This is a genomic window from Pseudomonas sp. CFBP 13711, from assembly GCF_014842265.1.
Taxonomy (GTDB): Bacteria; Pseudomonadota; Gammaproteobacteria; order Pseudomonadales; family Pseudomonadaceae; genus Aquipseudomonas.
In genome coordinates this window covers 1-18,755 of record NZ_JACYVI010000001.1, presented here as the reverse complement: position 1 = coordinate 18,755, position 18,755 = coordinate 1, and the positions used below count along the sequence as shown (strand labels likewise).

The 18,755-nt window shown below is 60.2% G+C and carries 19 protein-coding genes and 1 pseudogene; 11 read left to right on the top strand and 9 right to left on the bottom strand.

The features are described 5' to 3' along the window. Window positions 1-16: 16 nt before the first annotated feature. Window positions 17-313, top strand: coding sequence for a DUF1244 domain-containing protein (locus IFT47_RS00095; RefSeq protein ID WP_192171866.1), 297 nt, complete (start codon window positions 17-19; stop codon window positions 311-313). Next, window positions 306-647: a HopJ type III effector protein gene (locus tag IFT47_RS00090; protein WP_192171867.1), complete on the top strand. Its 342-nt coding sequence runs from the start codon at window positions 306-308 to the stop codon at window positions 645-647. The genes IFT47_RS00095 and IFT47_RS00090 overlap by 8 nt, the downstream gene beginning before the upstream one ends. 84 nt (window positions 648-731) lie before the next feature. On the opposite strand, the gene trxB is transcribed toward IFT47_RS00090, so the two are convergent. Next, complete coding sequence (gene trxB, locus IFT47_RS00085; protein ID WP_133771976.1) at window positions 732-1,694, bottom strand: thioredoxin-disulfide reductase; 963 nt, start codon at window positions 1,692-1,694, stop codon at window positions 732-734. Between the two features lie 385 nt (window positions 1,695-2,079). On the opposite strand from trxB, the gene cysZ reads away from it, so the two are divergent. Next, complete coding sequence (cysZ, locus tag IFT47_RS00080; RefSeq protein ID WP_192171868.1) at window positions 2,080-2,835, top strand: sulfate transporter CysZ; 756 nt, start codon at window positions 2,080-2,082, stop codon at window positions 2,833-2,835. Between the two features lie 33 nt (window positions 2,836-2,868). Here the strand turns inward: cysZ and IFT47_RS00075 are convergent, their stop codons facing one another. Continuing rightward, the gene (locus tag IFT47_RS00075) at window positions 2,869-3,474 is read right to left on the bottom strand and encodes a hypothetical protein (RefSeq protein ID WP_192171869.1); all 606 of its coding nucleotides are present in this window, start codon (window positions 3,472-3,474) and stop codon (window positions 2,869-2,871) included. Between the two features lie 206 nt (window positions 3,475-3,680). Here IFT47_RS00075 and IFT47_RS00070 point away from each other — a divergent pair, with 206 nt between their 5' ends. Next, on the top strand, window positions 3,681-3,986 hold the full coding sequence (locus IFT47_RS00070) for a hypothetical protein (protein WP_192171870.1): 306 nt from the start codon (window positions 3,681-3,683) through the stop codon (window positions 3,984-3,986). Between the two features lie 169 nt (window positions 3,987-4,155). Next, window positions 4,156-5,322, top strand: a complete 1,167-nt coding sequence (locus tag IFT47_RS00065) for a glycosyltransferase family 4 protein (RefSeq protein ID WP_192171871.1) — start codon at window positions 4,156-4,158, stop codon at window positions 5,320-5,322. A gap of 27 nt (window positions 5,323-5,349) precedes the next feature. Here IFT47_RS00065 and IFT47_RS00060 read toward each other — a convergent pair whose 3' ends face one another. The 3 genes from IFT47_RS00060 to IFT47_RS00050 all read right to left on the bottom strand — a co-directional run bounded on the left by IFT47_RS00060 (window position 5,350) and on the right by IFT47_RS00050 (window position 7,660). Then, the gene (locus IFT47_RS00060; RefSeq protein WP_192171872.1) at window positions 5,350-6,453 is read right to left on the bottom strand and encodes an NADH:flavin oxidoreductase; all 1,104 of its coding nucleotides are present in this window, start codon (window positions 6,451-6,453) and stop codon (window positions 5,350-5,352) included. Between the two features lie 124 nt (window positions 6,454-6,577). Continuing rightward, window positions 6,578-7,060, bottom strand: a complete 483-nt coding sequence (locus tag IFT47_RS00055) for a glutathione peroxidase (RefSeq protein WP_192171873.1) — start codon at window positions 7,058-7,060, stop codon at window positions 6,578-6,580. A 114-nt stretch (window positions 7,061-7,174) separates the two neighbouring features. Further along, window positions 7,175-7,660: an FKBP-type peptidyl-prolyl cis-trans isomerase gene (locus tag IFT47_RS00050; RefSeq protein ID WP_074884740.1), complete on the bottom strand. Its 486-nt coding sequence runs from the start codon at window positions 7,658-7,660 to the stop codon at window positions 7,175-7,177. Between IFT47_RS00050 and IFT47_RS00045 the strand changes: the two are divergent. The 3 genes and pseudogenes from IFT47_RS00045 to IFT47_RS00035 all read left to right on the top strand — a co-directional run bounded on the left by IFT47_RS00045 (window position 7,629) and on the right by IFT47_RS00035 (window position 11,157). Further along, window positions 7,629-7,990: pseudogene (locus IFT47_RS00045) on the top strand (DUF3565 domain-containing protein). The gene IFT47_RS00050 and the pseudogene IFT47_RS00045 overlap by 32 nt on opposite strands. Before the next feature lie 94 nt (window positions 7,991-8,084). Further along, a complete protein-coding gene (gene pta, locus IFT47_RS00040; protein ID WP_192171874.1) occupies window positions 8,085-10,178 on the top strand; it encodes a phosphate acetyltransferase in 2,094 nt (697 codons plus the stop codon). A 79-nt stretch (window positions 10,179-10,257) separates the two neighbouring features. Further along, on the top strand, window positions 10,258-11,157 hold the full coding sequence (locus tag IFT47_RS00035; RefSeq protein ID WP_192171875.1) for an acyltransferase: 900 nt from the start codon (window positions 10,258-10,260) through the stop codon (window positions 11,155-11,157). A 67-nt stretch (window positions 11,158-11,224) separates the two neighbouring features. Here the strand turns inward: IFT47_RS00035 and IFT47_RS00030 are convergent, their stop codons facing one another. Then, on the bottom strand, window positions 11,225-11,926 hold the full coding sequence (locus IFT47_RS00030; protein ID WP_192171876.1) for an OmpA family protein: 702 nt from the start codon (window positions 11,924-11,926) through the stop codon (window positions 11,225-11,227). Window positions 11,927-12,350: 424 nt separating this feature from the next. On the opposite strand from IFT47_RS00030, the gene IFT47_RS00025 reads away from it, so the two are divergent. Next, a complete protein-coding gene (locus tag IFT47_RS00025; RefSeq protein WP_192171877.1) occupies window positions 12,351-13,550 on the top strand; it encodes an HD-GYP domain-containing protein in 1,200 nt (399 codons plus the stop codon). Between the two features lie 33 nt (window positions 13,551-13,583). Here the strand turns inward: IFT47_RS00025 and IFT47_RS00020 are convergent, their stop codons facing one another. The 3 genes from IFT47_RS00020 to IFT47_RS00010 form a co-directional block, all read right to left on the bottom strand. Next, entirely contained in the window at window positions 13,584-13,874 is a 291-nt protein-coding gene (locus IFT47_RS00020; RefSeq protein WP_192171878.1) for a helix-turn-helix domain-containing protein, read from the bottom strand. Beyond that, window positions 13,871-15,196 (bottom strand): HipA domain-containing protein, encoded by a 1,326-nt coding sequence (locus IFT47_RS00015; RefSeq protein ID WP_192171879.1) that lies wholly within the window; start codon window positions 15,194-15,196, stop codon window positions 13,871-13,873. The genes IFT47_RS00020 and IFT47_RS00015 overlap by 4 nt, the downstream gene beginning before the upstream one ends. Before the next feature lie 111 nt (window positions 15,197-15,307). After that, the gene (locus IFT47_RS00010; RefSeq protein ID WP_192171880.1) at window positions 15,308-18,079 is read right to left on the bottom strand and encodes a LuxR C-terminal-related transcriptional regulator; all 2,772 of its coding nucleotides are present in this window, start codon (window positions 18,077-18,079) and stop codon (window positions 15,308-15,310) included. Between the two features lie 233 nt (window positions 18,080-18,312). Between IFT47_RS00010 and IFT47_RS00005 the strand changes: the two genes are divergently transcribed. Both IFT47_RS00005 and IFT47_RS27430 read left to right on the top strand, forming a co-directional pair. Further along, window positions 18,313-18,510 (top strand): hypothetical protein, encoded by a 198-nt coding sequence (locus IFT47_RS00005; protein WP_192171881.1) that lies wholly within the window; start codon window positions 18,313-18,315, stop codon window positions 18,508-18,510. After that, window positions 18,507-18,755, top strand: a 249-nt coding sequence (locus IFT47_RS27430) for a hypothetical protein (RefSeq protein ID WP_206759203.1), incomplete at its 3' end; no start/stop codon positions are given. The genes IFT47_RS00005 and IFT47_RS27430, both read left to right, overlap by 4 nt.

Below are 18,755 nucleotides of genomic sequence, written 5' to 3'. Positions count from 1 at the left end.
ATCGACAGAGCACACCATGACCGAGCAACAACGTCTTGAACTCGAAGCCGCCGCTTTCCGCCGTCTGGTTGCACACCTGGACAGCCGCAAGGACGTGCAGAACATCGACCTGATGAACCTCGCCGGTTTCTGTCGCAACTGTCTGTCCAAGTGGTACAAGGCCGAGGCCGACGAGAAGCACATCGACATCACCCTCGATGACGCCCGCGAAGTGGTTTACGGCATGCCGTACAGCGAGTGGAAATCCACGTACCAGAAAGAAGCCAGCGCCGAGCAGCAAGCCGCGTTTGCCAAGGAACCCAAGCATGACTGACCTGAGCGCCCTGCGCGCCAGCCTCGCCAGCGGCAATCATCTGTTCGCCGACACGCTGGCCTTCATCGCCGCACACTACGACTATCAGCCTCAGGCGTTCAGCAACGGCCCGGTGGAAAACGCCGCTGGCCAGAACGAAGGTTCGTGCAAGACCCTCGGCCTGGCGCTGCTGGAAGGCCTGAGCGACGAAGAAGCGCTGCTGGCTTTTGGCGAGCACTACCGCTCAGTGCTGGAGACGCCGGAAGGCTCTGACCACGGCAACATTCGGGCGCTGATCGCGAACGGTCTGGCGGGCGTTAAGTTTTCCGCCGAGCCGCTCATGCCCAAGGCCTGAGTGGGCGCTTGAGTCATTGAGCGAAGTTGACGGACATAAAAAAACCGGCTCAGTGAGCCGGTTTTTTTGCAGCTGGAGATCAGGTCAGAACGAAACGTTCGCCAGACCATCCAGGTAGCGCTCGACGTCGAGTGCAGCCATGCAGCCAGCGCCAGCCGAGGTGATGGCCTGACGGTACACGTGATCCGCCACGTCGCCGGCGGCGAAAACACCGTCAACACTAGTGGCCGTCGCATTACCTTCGCGACCGCCTTGAACGACCATGTAACCGTCTTTCAACGCCAACTGACCGTCAAACAGGCTGGTATTCGGCGTGTGGCCGATGGCGATGAAAACGCCGTCGACGGTCACTTCGGAATAGCTGCCGTCGTTGTTCTTCAAGCGCGCCCCGGTCACGCCCATGTTGTCGCCCAGGACTTCGTCCAGGGTCGCGTTGAGTTTGAGCTCGATCTTGCCCTCGGCAACACGCGCATGCAGCTTGTCGATCAGGATCTTCTCGGCGCGGAAGGTATCGCGGCGGTGAACCAGGGTGACCTTGCTGGCGATGTTGGCCAGATACAGCGCTTCCTCGACAGCGGTGTTGCCGCCGCCGATCACTGCGACCGGCTTGTTGCGATAGAAGAAACCGTCGCAGGTCGCACAGGCCGAAACACCCTTGCCCATGAACGCTTCTTCGGACGGCAGACCCAGGTAACGGGCGCTGGCGCCAGTGGCGATGATCAGCGCGTCGCAGGTGTAAGTGGCGTTGTCGCCTTTCAGGCTGAACGGCTTGCCCGCCAGATCCACTGCATTGATGTGATCAAACACAATCTCGGTCTCGAAACGCTCGGCGTGTTCGCGCATACGCTCCATCAATGCAGGGCCGGTCAGGCCATGGGGGTCGCCCGGCCAGTTGTCGACTTCGGTGGTGGTGGTCAACTGACCACCCGCCTGCATCCCGGTGATCAGCAACGGCTTGAGGTTGGCGCGCGCGGCATAGACTGCAGCGCTGTAACCGGCAGGGCCGGAGCCGAGAATAATCACTCGCGAATGACGTACATCAGACATGACACACTCCTATTGACCGGCCATCGTTACGCGTGGTCGGAGTCACTGGGTCTGAACCGGCGTACCGGTTGAGAGGATTGGGACTGACGAGGCCTACGCCGCAAGGGTGGCGCCCGCCGATCCTGAAAACATGAAGCTGCCACTTGGGGCACAGCAACGGTGAAAGTTGCCCGCAAGCTTATCGGGGCGGAGAAGATTAAGGAAATATCGTTTCACAATCCAGCTCATAGGCCCGCGCTATGTGCATCTTCCGTTTCGCGATCGCAGTCCTGCATAGACTTCACCGCTACACGATTGTTTCAGAGAGTGTCGCCCCTGCTGCTGCGCTTCCGCCCCTGCAGCAAAGCCGGTATGGTCGGCGCGATATCACTGCCTGGAGGCACACATGCCTGCACCCGCCCTGTCCGGCCCGCAATACTTGCGCGAAGGCCTGAAACTGGTCCTGAGCCCCGGTCTGCGCCTGTTCGTCCTGCTGCCGCTGGTGATCAATCTGGTGCTGTTCAGCGCCATGATCTACTTCGCCGGCCACGAATTCAGGCTGTGGGTCGACTCCTTCATGCCGACCCTGCCCAGCTGGCTCGGCTTTCTCAATTACATCCTGTGGCCCCTGTTCGTAGTGCTTGTCGCGCTGATGGTATTTTTCACCTTCACCATGATCGCCAACATCATCGCCGCGCCGTTCAACGGCTTTCTCGCCGAGAAAGTGGAGGTGGTCCTGCGCGGGACGGACGATTTCCCCGCATTCAGTTGGGGCGAGCTGGTCGAAATGGTCCCACGCACCCTGAGCCGGGAAATACGCAAACTGGGCTACTTCCTGCCCCGCGCCATCGGGCTATTCATCCTTTCGTGGATCCCTGTGGTAAACCTCGTCGCTGCGCCGCTGTGGCTGATATTCGGCGTGTGGATGATGGCCATCCAGTACATCGACTACCCCGCCGACAATCACAAAATGAGCTGGCAAGACATGCTCGACTGGCTGCGCGCCAAGCGTTGGCAGAGCATGAGCTTCGGCGGGATTGTGTATCTGGTGCTGCTGATACCGGTGGTCAACATCCTGATGATGCCGGCGGCGGTGGCGGGAGCGACGTTGTTCTGGGTGAGGGAGCGTGGGGCGGAGACGCTGGCAGAGCGGATTCGCTGATTTACTGAAAAGGCCTCGATTGAGGCCTTTTTATTACATGCTTGCTGGACTCAACCAACCATAGATCAGCATTAAAAGCGCCCAATAACAGATGCCTATCACCGTCCAGACCACGTCCCCAAACGTGAAGCGGATCCTGCGACTTTCCCCAGACTTGCCGTCCAACCGGTTGATGAACGATTGCACCCTCAGGGTAATCAAGAACTGGCCCAGCCCCGTAATGGTGTAGACCCCTATGGTCGGGATGAGCCCGAGCGCTGCGGATGGGCTGCTACCCCAACCCGATGCGTACCCAGTGACAATCGAAGGGGTAAACATAAGAAGGTAGATCCCTGCTACGTAGACGCCCCAGTAAGGGATACCGCCTCGACCCGTCTCTTTAAGCGCGGCATTTACCTTGCTGAACAGTGAGGGAAAGTAGAAAAAACAGAAAAGCGTGCGCATAGCCGGCCAGATCGGTTTCGCCGAATAGGCTTTGTACCGCGACCAATTTTTGTAATACCAGTAGAGCCCGTACAACCCGCACGTGATGAACATCATCAAAGTCAGCTTGATCAGCGACACGGTGTAAAACGGTGGGCCGTTCGTAGGCAAAGCCGTCAAATCGGCAGCAGGTGGCGTATTGAATGGTTCGGACACAGCGTTTCCTCCAGAAGTTGAGGCGACGCATGCTAAAGGCGGAAACACTCTTTTAATCAACCTCGGGAAAATCAGGAAGGTTCCTACAACACTATTCACAACGTCCCACAGCTTCCTTGTTTAACCATGGACATGCCCACTCCGGGCGAGCATTCGCCGCCGCATTTCAATCGCGCGCCGTAGTCACCCACAGGAGTTAAATGCCCATGGAATCGACACCCCTGACCACCCCGCTAAAAACGACCGCCAACCCCGCGTCCTTTGTGATGGACAGGCAGAAGAAGCCGGAACCCCACGCTCCCGCATTCATGCAAGCACTGGCGCAGGCGACTCAGCCTTTCGTTTCACAGACCCTCAATGCTGAATCCTCGAACCTTGCCAAGCCGGCTCAACCCCGTTCACACCTGCAACTGACCACTCTGAACCCCGTGCAGACCCACTACGTGCCGGAGCCAGCTGCCTTCGAACGCATCGGCGAGTCGAGGCTTGTGCCCTTCACCGTTGGTAAATGACGCGTCCCGTGTCACCGCAGTCGTATCCGAACCTGACCGGGTCGTATGTCGCTCTGAAACCGGTCAGGATCAAGCGCGGCCAATACCGAATCCCGGCCAGCCATTTGCAGTCACAAATCCATCACTCAACCGCCACACAAGCGCAATGACCCGCTCAGAAACTGATCTCATGAGTAAATCCCTGCGTATTACCCTGATCACCGAAACGTATGCACCGGAAATAAACGGCGTGGCCAATACGCTCAGCCGTTTGTGCGACGGGCTGCGCCTGCGGGGGCATCGGGTTGAGGTGATTCGGCCGCGGCAGACCGACGATGAATTGCGCGCGGCCGGGGAAGATTTGATGCTGTGCCGTGGCTGGCCGATTCCGGGGTATCCCGGATTGCAGTGGGGGCAGTCGTCGATGCACAAACTGCTGCGCCGCTGGCAGCGCAATCGCCCGGATGTGCTGTACATCGCGACAGAAGGGCCGCTTGGTCTTTCGGCGCTGCGTGCCGCGCGGCGGCTGGGGATTGCCATCGTCAGCGGGTTTCATACCAACTTTCAGCACTACACGCGGCAGTACGGGCTGAGTTTCATCACGCGCCTGCTGACGACCTACCTGCGCTGGTTTCATAACCGCTCCAACGCCACCCTGGTGCCCAGCTTCACGCAGAAAACCGAACTCGAACGCCGAGGCTTCGAGCGGTTGGAGTTGCTGTCCCGGGGCGTTGATTGCCAGTTGTTTCACCCGTCGAAACGTTCGAGTGCGCTGCGTGAAAGTTGGGGCCTTGAACCGGGCGATACGGCCGTCCTGCATGTCGGGCGGCTGGCCGCGGAGAAAAACCTGGGCCTGCTAAAGACCACCTTTGATGGTCTGGTCAGCACCTATCCCGAGAAGAACCTGCGGCTGGTGATTGTTGGTGATGGACCGGTCAGGCCGACGCTGCAGCGTCAGCTCCCGGACGCCATCTTCTGCGGCACCCAGCGAGGGGATTCGCTGGCAGCGCACTATGCGTCGAGTGACTTGTTTCTGTTCCCGAGCCTGACTGAAACTTTCGGCAACGTGGTGCTGGAGGCGTTGGCGTCAGGGCTGGGGGTAGTCGCCTATGACGAAGCGGCAGCGGCCCAACATATTCGCCACGGCCATAACGGCGCGGTGGCGATGCCGGGGGATGAGGAAGGTTTCATCGATGCCGCGCGATGGATGCTGGAGGATGACGAAACGTTGCGCCGGGTCAGGCTGAACGCCCGGCAGCACGCCAGTCGTCAGGGATGGGCCGGGATTATCGACTCATTCGAGACTTACCTGCGCGCTGCGAGCGAGACGCGGGATGGGGTTGTTTTGGGGGTGTAGTCCCCGATCAAGGACGGAACCGGACCGTCAATCCAACCGACCCAAGGCTTCGCGGCTGAACGGCAAAATGTCGTGCTCGCGGCCTTCCTTCACTTTCAATGCCCAGTCCGGGTCGACCAGCAGCGCACGGCCTACCGCGACCAGATCGAACTCCTCGTCACCCAGACGCTTGAGCAGGTTTTCCAGGCTCGCGGGCTGGGCGACTTTGTCGGTGTTGACCATGAACTGCAAGAACTCGCCGTCGAGTCCGACACTGCCCACCGTGATGGTCGGCTTTCCCGTGAGCTTGCGCGTCCAGCCGGCCAGGTTCAGGTCGGAGCCTTCAAATTCGGGCTCCCAGAAACGCCGCGTCGAGCAGTGGAAAATGTCCACGCCCGCGTCGGACAGCGGCTTGAGGAATGCGTCGAGCTCTTCAACCGTTTGCACCAGCCGTGCGCTGTAATCCTGCTGCTTCCACTGCGAGTACCGAAAGATGATCGGGAAATCCGGGCCCACGGCGGCTCGCACCGCCTGAATCAGCTCGATGGCGAAGCGTGAGCGGTGCGCGAGGTCGCCGCCGTATTCGTCGGTACGCTGATTGGTGCCTTCCCAGAAGAACTGATCGACCAGATAACCATGGGCGCCGTGGATCTCGACACCGTCCATGCCGATGGATTTCGCGTCTTTCGCCGCCTGGGCGAACGCTGCAATGACCTCGTCAATGTCTTGCTTGCTCATGCCATGAACGACAACGTTACCGTCCTTGAGCTTCTCGGTCGGGCCATAGGCCGACACCGTGCCATCCGGCTCAGTACCCAGACGACGCACGGCGCCGACGTGCCAGAGTTGCGGCACGATCTTGCCGCCTTCTTCGTGAACCGCTTCCACCACCTTGCGCCAGCCTTCCAGTGCCGCTTCGCCAAAGAACTGCGGCACGTTGGGGTAGCCATTCGAGGCCTTGTGCCCGACTGTGGTGCCTTCGGTGATGATCAAGCCAACGCCCGCAGACGCACGACGACGGTAGTACTCGATGACTTTGGAATTGGGTACGCCGCCCGGTGAAAACGAGCGGGTCATCGGCGCCATGACGATGCGCGTCGGCAACTCGAGGCTGCCCAAGTGGAAGGGTTTGAACAAGGCTTGAACAGGCATGCAGGCGTCCTCGGCATTCTGGAAATATGATGAAGGTCATACAGAATGGGCCGAAGCGCAGGGGATACGAAGCACTATTGACTGGAGTGATTAAGGCTCAAAAGAAGGACAGCGAATTGAAATACTAGGGCAGTGCCTTCTCGATCGCACTCACCACTTTGGCGTCATCCGGAAGCGTGCTTGGGGAGAAGCGGGCCAGAACGCGTCCATCCTTGCCGACAAGAAATTTCTCGAAATTCCAGGTGATGTCGCCGGGAAACTCGGCGCCTTCGCCCGCGAGCATTTGATACAGACGATGCCGGTGCGGTCCGTTGACTTCAAGCTTGTCCCCCAGGGGAAAGGTTACGCCGTAGTTCAGCGAGCAGAACGCCTGAATCTCTTCCTGACTACCAGGCTCCTGGCCGGCGAACTGATTGCACGGCAGCCCGAGGACGCTGAAGCCTTGGTCTTTGTACTTCTGATACAGGGTTTCCAGCGCAGCGTACTGCGGCGTCAGGCCACACTTTGACGCGACGTTGACCACCAGAACCACTTTGCCCTTGAGCGGGGCGAGGGGCAGCTCCTGGCCATCCAGAGCCTTCAACTTCAGCTCGTGAAATACACTCATGACGACTCCCCTAGAAACCCTTGGCCGAAAAAGGCGCCCTGTCAGACCGCAAAAACAAACGTTTTCACAAGACCGCGAGGACGCCTGGCCAACTCACTCAGCTTAGCAGGACAATCAGTGGTGATGACCACCTTCGCCGTGAACGTGACCGTGGGCCATTTCTTCTTCGCTTGCATCACGGATGGCGACGATCTTCACATCGAAGTTCAAGCGTTGACCGGCCAGCGGGTGGTTACCGTCGACAGTGACGTCGTCGCCGTCCAGATCGCGGATGGTCACGATCTGCATCTGGCCGTCCGGCGCAGAAGCATGGAACTGCATGCCGACTTCCAGTTCGTCGACGCCTTCGAACATGCTGCGATTGAGGGTGCTGACCAGCTCGGCGGAGTATTCGCCGTACGCATCTTCAGGCTCGATGGCCACTTTCAGTTCGTCGCCGACTTCCTTGCCATCCAGCGCCTTTTCCAGACCCGGGATGATATTGCCTGCACCTTGCAGGTAAACCAGCGGCGCGCCGCCGGCAGAACTGTCGATGACCTCACCAGCGTCATTGGTCAGGGTATAGTCGATGGAGACAGCCTTGTTGGCGGCGATCGGCATGGGGCGAGACCTTTTGCAAATAGATATGAGCGGCCAAGTCTAACCAAGCACTCGCGCGAAAGCGAACGCAACTCAGACGGACGGCCCCGATTGGAATCCCCGAACGCCCCCTCCCCCCATTCGATCATTACCGGCTTTGTTCAGGACCCGGACGGTCACTGGGTGGTCGTGCTCTCCTGCGCTCACACCCAGCATTTGCGTCACGACCCGCCCTGGCAGTCCCGCGCCTGGGTGCTCGATCCCGCGCAGCGCCAGGCGAAAATCGGTCAGTCCTTTCACTGCGGCTGGTGCGCGTCGGGGTCAGATAACGATAACCTTGGGCCCCGTTGAGACGCTGCGACTGAACAGCGTCCTGGTTTATCCGGTCCGATGGCTGAATTCATAGCGCCATGACCCTTGCACTGCTCATTTTCGAGAAGCCCGCATGCAGACTTTCTTTATCGCGCCCACAGATTTTGGTGTGGGCCTGACGTCCATCAGCCTGGGGCTGGTGCGCACCCTGGAGCGCGCCGGGCTCAAGGTCGGTTTTTTCAAGCCGATCGCCCAGCCTCATCCCGGGGATCTGGGCCCGGAGCGTTCGACTGAATTGATCGCCCGCACCCACGGCCTCAAGCCGCCCAAGCCGTTGGGGTTGGCCCACGTCGAACGCATGCTCGGCGAAGGCCAGCTTGACGAGCTGCTGGAAGAAATCATCAAGCTGTATCAGGAAGCCTCGATCGGCCGTGACGTGTTGATCGTCGAAGGCATGGTCCCGACCCGCAGCGCCAGCTATGCCGCGCGGGTCAACCTGCACATGGCCAAGGCGCTGGATGCGGAAGTCATTCTCGTATCCACCCCCGAAAACGAAGTGCTGACCGAGCTTTCCGGCCGCGTCGAGCTGCAGGCGCAGATGTTCGGCGGCCCGAAAGACCCGAAGGTGCTTGGCGTGATCCTCAACAAAGTGCGTACCGACGAGAGCATGGAAGCCTTCTCGGCGCGGCTCAAGGAACACTCGCCGCTGTTGCGCAGCGGTGATTTCCGTTTACTCGGCTGCATCCCGTTTCAGGCTGACCTGAACGCCCCACGCACCCGCGACGTCGCCGATCTGCTCGGCGCGCAAGTGATCAACGCCGGTGACTACGAACAGCGGCGCATGTCGAAGATCATCATCTGCGCCCGCACGGTGCTCAACACGCTGCAGTTGCTCAAGCCGGGCGTGCTGGTGGTCACACCGGGGGATCGCGATGACATCATTCTGGCGGTGAGCCTGGCGACGCTGAACGGCGTGCCGTTGGCCGGACTGTTGCTGACCAGCGACACCCTGCCCGATCCGCGCATCATGGACCTGTGCCGAGGCGCGCTGCAGGCCGGGTTGCCGGTGCTGTCGGTGAGCACAGGTTCGTACGACACCGCGACGCAGCTTAATCAGCTGAACAAGGAAATCCCGATCGATGACCGCGAGCGCGCGGAGATCATCACCGATTTCGTCGCCAGCCACCTCGACGCCAACTGGCTGCATCAGCGTTGCGGCACGCCCCGTGAGATGCGCGTGTCGCCCGCGGTATTCCGCTATCAGTTGATCCAGCGTGCCCAGGCGGCAAACAAGCGCATCGTGCTGCCCGAAGGCGCCGAGCCGTTGACCGTCCAGGCGGCGGCGATTTGTCAGGCCCGGGGCATTGCCCGCTGCGTGCTGTTGGCCAAGCCCGAGGAAGTGAACGCCGTTGCGCGCGCCCACGGCATCGACTTGCCGCCGGGCCTGGAGATACTCGATCCGGACCAGATCCGCGAGCGCTATGTCGCGCCGATGGTTGATCTGCGCCGCAGCAAAAACCTCAATGCGCCGATGGCCGAGCAGCAACTGGAGGACCCTGTGGTGATCGGCACCATGATGCTGGCCCTCGACGAAGTGGACGGGCTGGTGTCGGGAGTGATCCATTCGACTGCCAACACCATTCGGCCTGCCCTGCAGCTGATCAAGACCGCACCCGGTTGCACCCTCGTTTCATCGGTGTTCTTCATGCTATTTCCGGAGCAGGTGCTGGTGTACGGCGACTGCATCATGAACCCGCACCCGACCGCCACCGAGCTGGCGGAAATCGCCGTGCAGAGCGCGGATTCGGCCGTGGCGTTCGGCCTGTCACCGCGGGTGGCGATGATCAGCTATTCAAGCGGCAATTCGGCCAGCGGCGAGGAAGTGGAAAAGGTCCGCGAAGCCACGCAACTGGCGCGTGAGACCCAGCGCGGTCTGTTGATCGACGGGCCATTGCAATACGATGCCGCCGCCAACGAACACGTCGCCCGACAATTGGCGCCGGACAGCCCGGTGGCGGGTCGCGCGAATGTGTTCGTGTTTCCGGATTTGAATACGGGTAACACGACCTACAAAGCGGTGCAGCGTAGTGCGGACTGCGTGAGCCTCGGTCCGATGCTGCAAGGCCTGCGCAAGCCGGTCAATGACCTGCCGCGGGGCGCTCAGGTTGACGACATCGTCTACACCATTGCACTGACGGCGATTCAGGCGGCCACGCTGCCGCAATAACATTGCGCTGCAATATCGCATACCCACAATAACCCCGCCGGAACCCACCGGCGGCTGACTGCCCCGGAGTTCGATTCACATGGATTTCCTCCCCGCCCCTTTGCGTGGCGTCATCGCCTCGTTGCTGTTGGCGCTCAACACGATTCTCTGCTGCACGCCGCTGTTCGTCGTTGCCATCTTCAAACTGTGCCTGCCCTTCCCCGCCGCGCAGAAGGTCACCGACTGGCTGATGAGCCACATCCACGAAGCGTGGATCAGCAACAACAACGCCTGGATGGATGTGCTCGGTCACACCCGATGGCACCTGAGCGGGCTGGAAAGCCTGGACTATCAGCACTCGTACCTGGTGACGAGCAATCACCAGAGCTGGGTCGACATCATGGTGCTGCAGTACGTGCTGAACCGACGCATTCGCCCGCTCAAGTTCTTCCTCAAGCAAGAGCTGATCTGGGTGCCGGTGATTGGCCTTGCCTGGTGGGCGCTAGGCTTTCCGTTCATGAAGCGCTACAGCAAGGCGTATCTGGCCAAGCATCCGGAAAAGAAAGGCAAGGACTTGGCCACCACCCGCCGCACCTGTGCGAAGTTTCGCAACAACCCGGTCGGCATATTCAACTTCGTCGAAGGCACGCGGTTCACCGAAGCCAAGCACGCACAGCAGAACTCGCCGTTCCGTTACCTGTTGAAGCCCAAGGCAGGCGGCATTGCTTTCGTGCTGGATGCCATGGGCGAGCAGCTGGAATCCATCGTCAACGTGACCATTCATTACCCGGCTGGTCGGCCAGGGTATTGGGACTTGCTCTGCGGGAACGTGCGCGAAGTCGTCGCGCATTTTGAAGAAGTGCAGATCCCGCCGCAGTTCATCGGCAAAAGCTACGACCAGGACGATGCCTACCGCCTGGAGTTTCAGCAGTGGATCAACCGGCTGTGGGAAGATAAGGACACGTTGCTCGCGCAGATGCATGACCGTTACCCGGGCTAAGCGCCCGTAGGTCCAAACGCAAAAACCCCGGCTCACTGGCCGGGGTTTTTGGTTTCACGTCACGCGGTTATTGCTGCTGTTGGTACTGCTGGCCAGGAATCGGCTTGAGGTTGACCTCGACGCGGCGGTTCTGGGCACGGCCGTTGACGTCGGCGTTGCTGGCGATCGGCGAATCAGGACCGGCACCGCGCACCGACAGGTGAGCTGCGTCAACGCCTTGAGAAGTCAGGTAGGTCGCCACGCTTTGGGCGCGCTGCTGCGACAGGTCCATGTTGTGCTGGCGACTGCCGGTGCTGTCGGTGTAGCCGACGATTTCAATCATGTTCTGGTTGTACTGCTTCAGCGAGCCGGCCAGGTTGTTCAACGGCGCATAGAAGCTGCTGGCGATGGCAGACGAGTCGGTGGCGAAGGTGATGTTGCCCGGCATCACCAGCTTGATGTTGTCGCCCTCACGCTGAACTTCAACACCGGTGTTGGCCATGCTGGCGCGCAGTGCAGCTTCCTGCTTGTCGGCGTAGTAGCCGTAACCGGCAGATGCCGCGCCTGCCACGGCAGCGCCAATCAGCGCACCTTTGCCACGGTTGTTGTGATCGATGGCAGCACCGGCGACGGCGCCGGCCAATGCACCCAGACCGCCGTACTTGGCGGTCTTGCTCATCCCGCCGGAGTTCTGCGCCTGCCCCTGATTGTCGTATGGATTCTGCGTCGCGCAGCCGGAAAGCACGGTCAATGCGGTGGCAGCGATGATCAAACGGCGAAAGGTCAACATCAAGGAGAGCTCCTGTTTTGCTTTTCTACGGCCAAACATAAAGGCCGACGATTTGGGCAATTAGAGCACGGTCCCCGTCAAAAATTCCTTAACGCGGCCTGAACCGCCAGTGCACGGCCAAGGGCAGCAATTCTTTAATATAAAAAGCAAATATTTATATGCATTTTGAACATGCTGTTCATCGCATTTATTCGATGCGAGCTTCGTCAAACAACGCCAATAATCTGTGCAAGCTACTGATTAGGTTTGATATTTATCTATCAGGAGTGTAATTCACACAACATTCAAGGGAGTTTCATTTCCCCAGCGCTTTCCTATACTGGCCATGCGCAAGTACAGGAAAGCGCAGTGATGAAGCAAAGAACAAAGATCGCTCTCACTTTCAGGCAAGGCAGCGCTGTATTCACGCGCAAGAGCTGACTCTATGCTAAGAAAAATCCCCGTTTCCGACCTCACGCTGGGCATGTACATCCACGAGTTCTGCCGCCCACGGATCAACGATCCCTTCTGGACTGCCCACGTCGAGCGCGAACTCAGCGACGACGCGGTGTTGCGGCACATTCAGGCATCGACCCGTGAGGTCTGGATTGACACTCGCCTTGGCAAAAGCCCTGCCGACAGCTCGCCAGCGGATCAGACCTCCCCCGAATGTCCCGACCCTGCCGAAACAGCGCCCTGCAGCCTTGAGCTGGAACTGGCCCGCGCGCGCCTGATTTGCGGGCGCGCGAAAGCGGCAGTGATGACCATGTTCAGCGATGCCCGGATGGGCCGGGCAATGAATACCGAAGACGTCGATCTGCTGGTTGAAGAAATTTCCACGTCCGTCATGCGGCATCCCCACGCGCTCATCAGCCTGTCGCGCCTGAAAACGACGGATGAGTACACCTACATGCATTCGGTGGCGGTGTGCGCATTGATGGTCGCGCTCGCGCGGCAGATGGATCTGGATGAGGATCAAGTGCGTGAAGCCGGCGTTGCGGGGCTGATGCATGACGTCGGCAAAATGATGATCGACTCGGCCATTCTCAATAAGCCCGATCGTCTCACCTACGAAGAATACGAGGTCATGAAGCATCATCCGCAGGCCGGGCTGGAAATCCTCCAGGGCTGCGAGCGGGTAACCCGACTGGTGATGGACGTGTGCCTGCATCACCACGAAAAGGTCGACGGAAGCGGTTATCCCCACGGCCTGAAGGGCGATGAGATCAGCCTGCTGGCGAAAATGGGCGCTATTTGTGACGTGTATGACGCGGTGACCTCAGACCGGCCCTACAAGAAGGGCTGGGATGCCGCGCATTCGGTTCGCGAAATGGCGTCCTGGAAAGGCCACTTCGATGCGAAGGTGTTCCAGCACTTCGTCAAGACCGTTGGTATCTATCCCGTCGGCGCGCTGGTTCGCCTGAAAAGCGAGCGCCTGGGCGTGGTGGTCGAGCAGGATGAACAGTCCCTGCTGCACCCGAAAGTGAAAGTTTTCCTGTCCACCCGGACCCGAGTGCCCTTCGAGCCGCAAGTCATCAACCTCGCGTGCCCCACGGTACGAGACGGCATCCTGAAGTTCGAACTGGCTGAGGAGTGGGGCCTGCTGGACGTGGCCAGCATGTGGGCCGGTCAGCCCGCTGCTTGAGCCTGCCGTCGGGCTGATCGGTGCGATTACGCCTTAGAGACTGGTTCCCGCCGGCCGGCGTCGCAATGGAATAATGCCGACCTGCATACCAAAGGGCCTGAACACGGCGTTGAGGGTTTGCACCGTCGGATTACCCTCGTCCTGCTCGATCTGGCGCAGTGTGCGCAACGAGATTTTGCACATGCTCGCGAACTGCTCCTGGCGCAGTCCTGTGATTTCGGTCCGCAGCCGTTTGACGGCAGCGCCCATGGAAACGGTACCCTCCAACAACTGATCCCGAAGCTCATCAAGGATGATGCCGCGCTGGCGGATCTCGTCGTTCATAGCAGGCCCCACTCCTTGAGCGTCGCATCCAGTCGTCCCAGCCTGATGCGCGGATGATTGAAGGTCTTTTGCGGCAAGCCCATTTCATTCAGCAAATCAGGCAATGCCCGCAGGCGCTCGGCATCGGTTCTGAGACCCTCGAAAAGCTGTTCGGGGTCAGCCCAGTTGGATAAAGCGCGGCAGGCATCGCGCCAGCCCACCTCGCCGGCGCGCTCAATAGGGTCAGGCCATTTGGTGGTGCGTGTTACACCTTCATCGTCCATGACCATGGGCGCCAGGTCGTAAATCGGCGCCAGAGAGAGTCGCCGTTCATCGCGAAGGATCGATGTGTTTCGCCCATGGTTGTCGCTGTTCCCCAGAATCTGATTGATCAGGTCACGGCGCACGTACTCGGCGACCATCTGAGGAATCTCCCCCTGCTGGGCGTTCGCCGACCAGGCATTGGCCAGTGCGGCTACCGCTTGCACGTGCGTCATATACGCACCGGGGCGGGTGATGTCGGCGAGCGAGTACACCGATTCCACCGCCACCCGACGCACGCCCTGTTCATCGACGCGGCGGTCGAAGCGCTTCATCCACAGGCTGGGCTTGCGGGCCTCTTCAAGGCTCATGCCGTCACAGGGAACGGTGCGTTCCCCGACGCGTTGGAGGGCCTGGTAATAGCAGAACTCGCTTCTGAGAATGGTGCGATCGGTCTCGTTGCCTTTGTTGCGCGAGAATTTCACGAACCAGTGCTGACGAACCTCGCTGTCCGCGAGGGTCGCATCAGGGTGCATGAGCCCTTTGGCATCCTCGGCCAATAACAGCTTCGGTGCCTCGCCGCCCGCCCCGGTTGCGCCACCGACAGCAGCGCCTTGTTCATACGCGTATTCGAGAAAGCGGCTGTCCCGGGCAACGACTTCACTCCGGTCAAACCCAATGCTGCTGGCCTTGGGCAATGCCTCGAACGATTCCTTGATGCGCAAATGCCCGACAGGGGCGGGGGTACAGCGCTGCAGGAGCACTAGGTCGGCCGGCGTGTTTTCACTTTCCGGCAATGCCAGACGCGCCAGCAGGAAACGGCGCGCCGCTCCCGCTGGAACGATGTCATGCAAAAACGCCGGCAGCCCCGCCGTTCTGAACAGATCCCAGCCCAGTGGAATTCCAGCGCTCACGGACGGCGCGGTCGGCCGGTCGAGGGCATCCAGGTGGTCAATCAGAAATGCTTGATCGTAGGCAAAGCTGCACGGGCTGTTCTGCCCGGATTCCGGTTTCTCGACGTCAAGACGCATTGCGTCGTGCCATCGTCCCGACAGGTAGAGTTGGAGGGTCAGCTGCATCACGGGCTGCTCGGCAATTTAATGCCTAAACATTAGGACTGAAGCGCTGAAAAGGCAATTAAATGCCTAAAATTGACCTTTTCTAGCATAAATCGGCATTTAAATACCGACCGATCAGCCCAGCAATCCCAACTCTTGTGCCCGGGCCACTGCTTGAGTGCGTCGCTCAACACCCAGCTTGCTGTTGATATGGCTGGCGTGGGTTTTAACGGTGTGCAGGGAAATGAACAAGCGTTCGCTGATCTCCTGATTGGAGCAGCCTTGCGCGATCAGCTGCAGCACGCTGAGTTCTCGCGCGCTGAGGTGGTCGCCGCCATTGCCGCTGATGCAGGTGGACGGCTCGCTGGCCATGCGCAAGCAAGGCAGCCCCTGGCCAGGCGCAGCTTCAGGAAGTTGCCGAAGCAGGTAATCGACCAGCCGGCATGAGGGTCGTTTGTGCAGTTGCTCACGCAGCCAGTCGGGATGACCACGGATCAGGCGCTGGAAGGGCAGAACCGCACCACCCGTGGCGAGCTGAAGGCTCTGTTGAAAAAGCTCATCGGCCTCAGGCCCGCGTGATGTGTCGAGTAACAACAGGATGTGCTGACTCAGCGCATTGAGGCCGAGCAGTCCTGCGCCGATTCGCTGGGCATACTCCACCAGACCGTGCAGCCGCATCATCGCCTCTTCGGTGCGGCCCTGAATATGATCAAGAACCGCCCGCAGCGTTTCGATCTGCTGAGGCAGTTGCGGCGAACATTCCGGGGCAGCGGCGGGTTGGTTGCCGCCGTAAGTCTGCCCCAGTCGCAGGAGCCACGCGTCGGCCAGGTCGATACGGCCCTGGGCCAGCCACAGCTCGCATTTGGCGAGGGTGATCATTGCCAGGTAATAAACCGGCGGCACGTCCCAGATGTGCATCAACCGCTCGGCCTCGGCCAGCTCGGCGAAGGCTTCGGCGTAACGCCCTTCGCGCCCTTCCATTCCGGCAATCACGCAGTGGCCGATCAGTACGCTGATGTCACGGCAGGCGCGTGCCTCGGCCAGCCCGGCAGTCAAGCGCTCGCGCCCCGCCTCCGGTTGAAGGAACTGCACCAGCAAATAGCCTTCGTACAACGTCAGGCGCGCGCGCACCGCGTACAGTTTTTGTGAAGACAGGCCATTCAAACGTCGCAAGCCCTGGCGCACTTCCTCCATCGAGCGGAGTGTTTCGCCACGGGCCTGCAAGGTGCGAGCGCGGTCGTAGTGCGCCAGCGCTTCAAACAATGGATTGGCCACCCGCTGCGCCAGCTCAAGGGCGTCACGGTTCAACGCACGGGCGCGCCATAAATCTCCATCGGCGATGGCCAGATTCGCCAGGGTCGACAGGCATAGCAAACGCTGGCCATATCGCTTTAGTGGGAGACTGACCAACGCTTCACTGCAATAGCGCCGGGCCGTTTCACTGTCGCCGCGGCCTCGGGCGATGATCCCGCTCAGCGCCAGCCACTGAGCCAGCATCGAATTTTGCGCGGTCGCGGAAGGCGCCGGCAGAAATCGACTGAGGTGATTGCCCAACTCCTCGGCCGCGTCCAGCTGACACGCCAGGCCCAGCGCCCAGGCGTACAGCACGATCAAACGCGGCGTGCTGACCAGCAGGCTGTCGGGCAAGTCCATTTTCCAGCGCAGCAGCATGCCGACGTTTTGCTCGGCGAGCAGTTGTTCCTCGGAGAGGTTCTGCACCAGATTGGCCGCCACATCCAGATGCCCCGCGCGCAACGCCTGTTCAATCGCTTCGTCGAGCAACCCTTGGTCGCTGAACCAGCGGCAGGCATTCAGATGCACGCGTCTTTGTTGCGGCGTGACACTGGGCCCGGCGCGCGCGCGCAGCAGATCCGAGAACAAATGGTGATAGCGAAACCAGCGACCGTGCTCGTCCAGCGGGACGAGAAACACCTGATGCGCTTGCAGGTAACCGAGCATTTCGTCGCTGTCGTGACTGTCGCGCGCGGCGTTGCACAGGGCACCGCCAAAACGCTCCAGACACGCCGTTTCATAGAGAAAGACCTGAACGTCCGCCGGCAGGCAATCGATGACCTCTTCGAGAAGGTAATCCCGGATCAGCCCTTCCCCGCCGTTGAGCCCTTGGGTCAGCGCACTACTGCCCGCTTCGTTGGCCGCCAGCAGCCAGAATCGCAGGCCGGCCACCCATCCCTCGCTGCGTTGCAGCAAGGCCTGCAGTGCTTCCTCACTCAAGCCATTGCGCTGTTGATCCAGCACCGCCAGCGACTCGTCGTCGGTCAGCCGCAGGTCCTGCTCGGACAATTCCAGCAATTGACGCGACAGCCGCAGACGCGCCAGGTGCCAGTTCGGCCTCTGCCGGCTGGTGACCATGATGTTCATGCCCGCAGGCAGATGATTAAGGAGAAATTGCAGGCAGCGATCCAGCACGGGGCCCTGCACCAAGTGGTAGTCGTCAAGCACCAGCAGCAGCGGTTTGCTCAACATCAGGTGCATTGCCAGCTCGTCCAGTAAACCGTCCAGCCACTCTTCGAAGGCAAAGGGCTGGTGACGCTGACGCATTTTCAGAAGGCCAAGCGCCTGGCTGCCGAGCTGAGGAAAAAATTGCTGGAGACCGCAAAGAAGACGTTCGAGAAACCGGCCCGGGTCGCTGTCCCGGTGGCTCAGACCCAGCCAGAGGTTCTGCCACTGATCGGGCAGGCTCTCGCAGAACTCCACCGCCAGTGAGCTTTTACCAAAACCGGCCGGGGCACTGATCAACAACAGACGCCCAGACAGACCCGCACTCAACCGCTCGCACAATCGAGGTCTCGATACATAACCCTCAGGCAGTGGCGGACGGAAGAAACGGCCTTCCAACGCAGTGACTGCGTGATTTGCGAATCCTTGCAAACGCGACAGATCAGTCATGGCCGGCTCTTGTTGGAGTGCTTGTTGTTCGGCGTTCAGATGTCGGGAGACTAGCGGCTATGCCGTGCCTTTTGAACATTGTTAGACGAAAGACTGTAAGAAAACGTATCCAATCAACAGGGCGAATGTTGGTTTATATGTCTGGGGAGGTACACGGTCCTACATCCGCTGCAGTGTAGTGGGCCAGCGCATCTCCATCCTCGACGATTGCCTCGTGTGGGACCCATCCGCAAATGCGCGTGGAAATCTCCTGTTCGTATTTCCCCCTCTGGAACAGCGCGCTGGAATTCGCCATCGTGCGCACCAAATCTGGCCTTGCCGTAGCGCGAGGTTCGGATGCATCGGTCGAACAGGACGTTGACCGGGACCTCGCCGACAGAGCGGCAGCTTTGCTGGCTTATCTCGTGGAAAAGCAGGAGCCACCTCCATGACACGATTGTTCGCACCACGCTACGCGCTTGATGACTTACAGCAGCCTATGCTGCCGACACCCGACACATTGCCGCCTCCTCCATCGACCGGCGTAGAGTCAAACAACGACTCACTGATACCGGTCCAAAACTGGAGCCATCCCTTCCGCGACAAACGCGATGCGCTCCAGCAACTGACCCACTTGGCAAACGCCGCAAGCGGCAGCTATCCCCTCGGCAGCAGCGGGCTCTGGCATGGCGGTGTG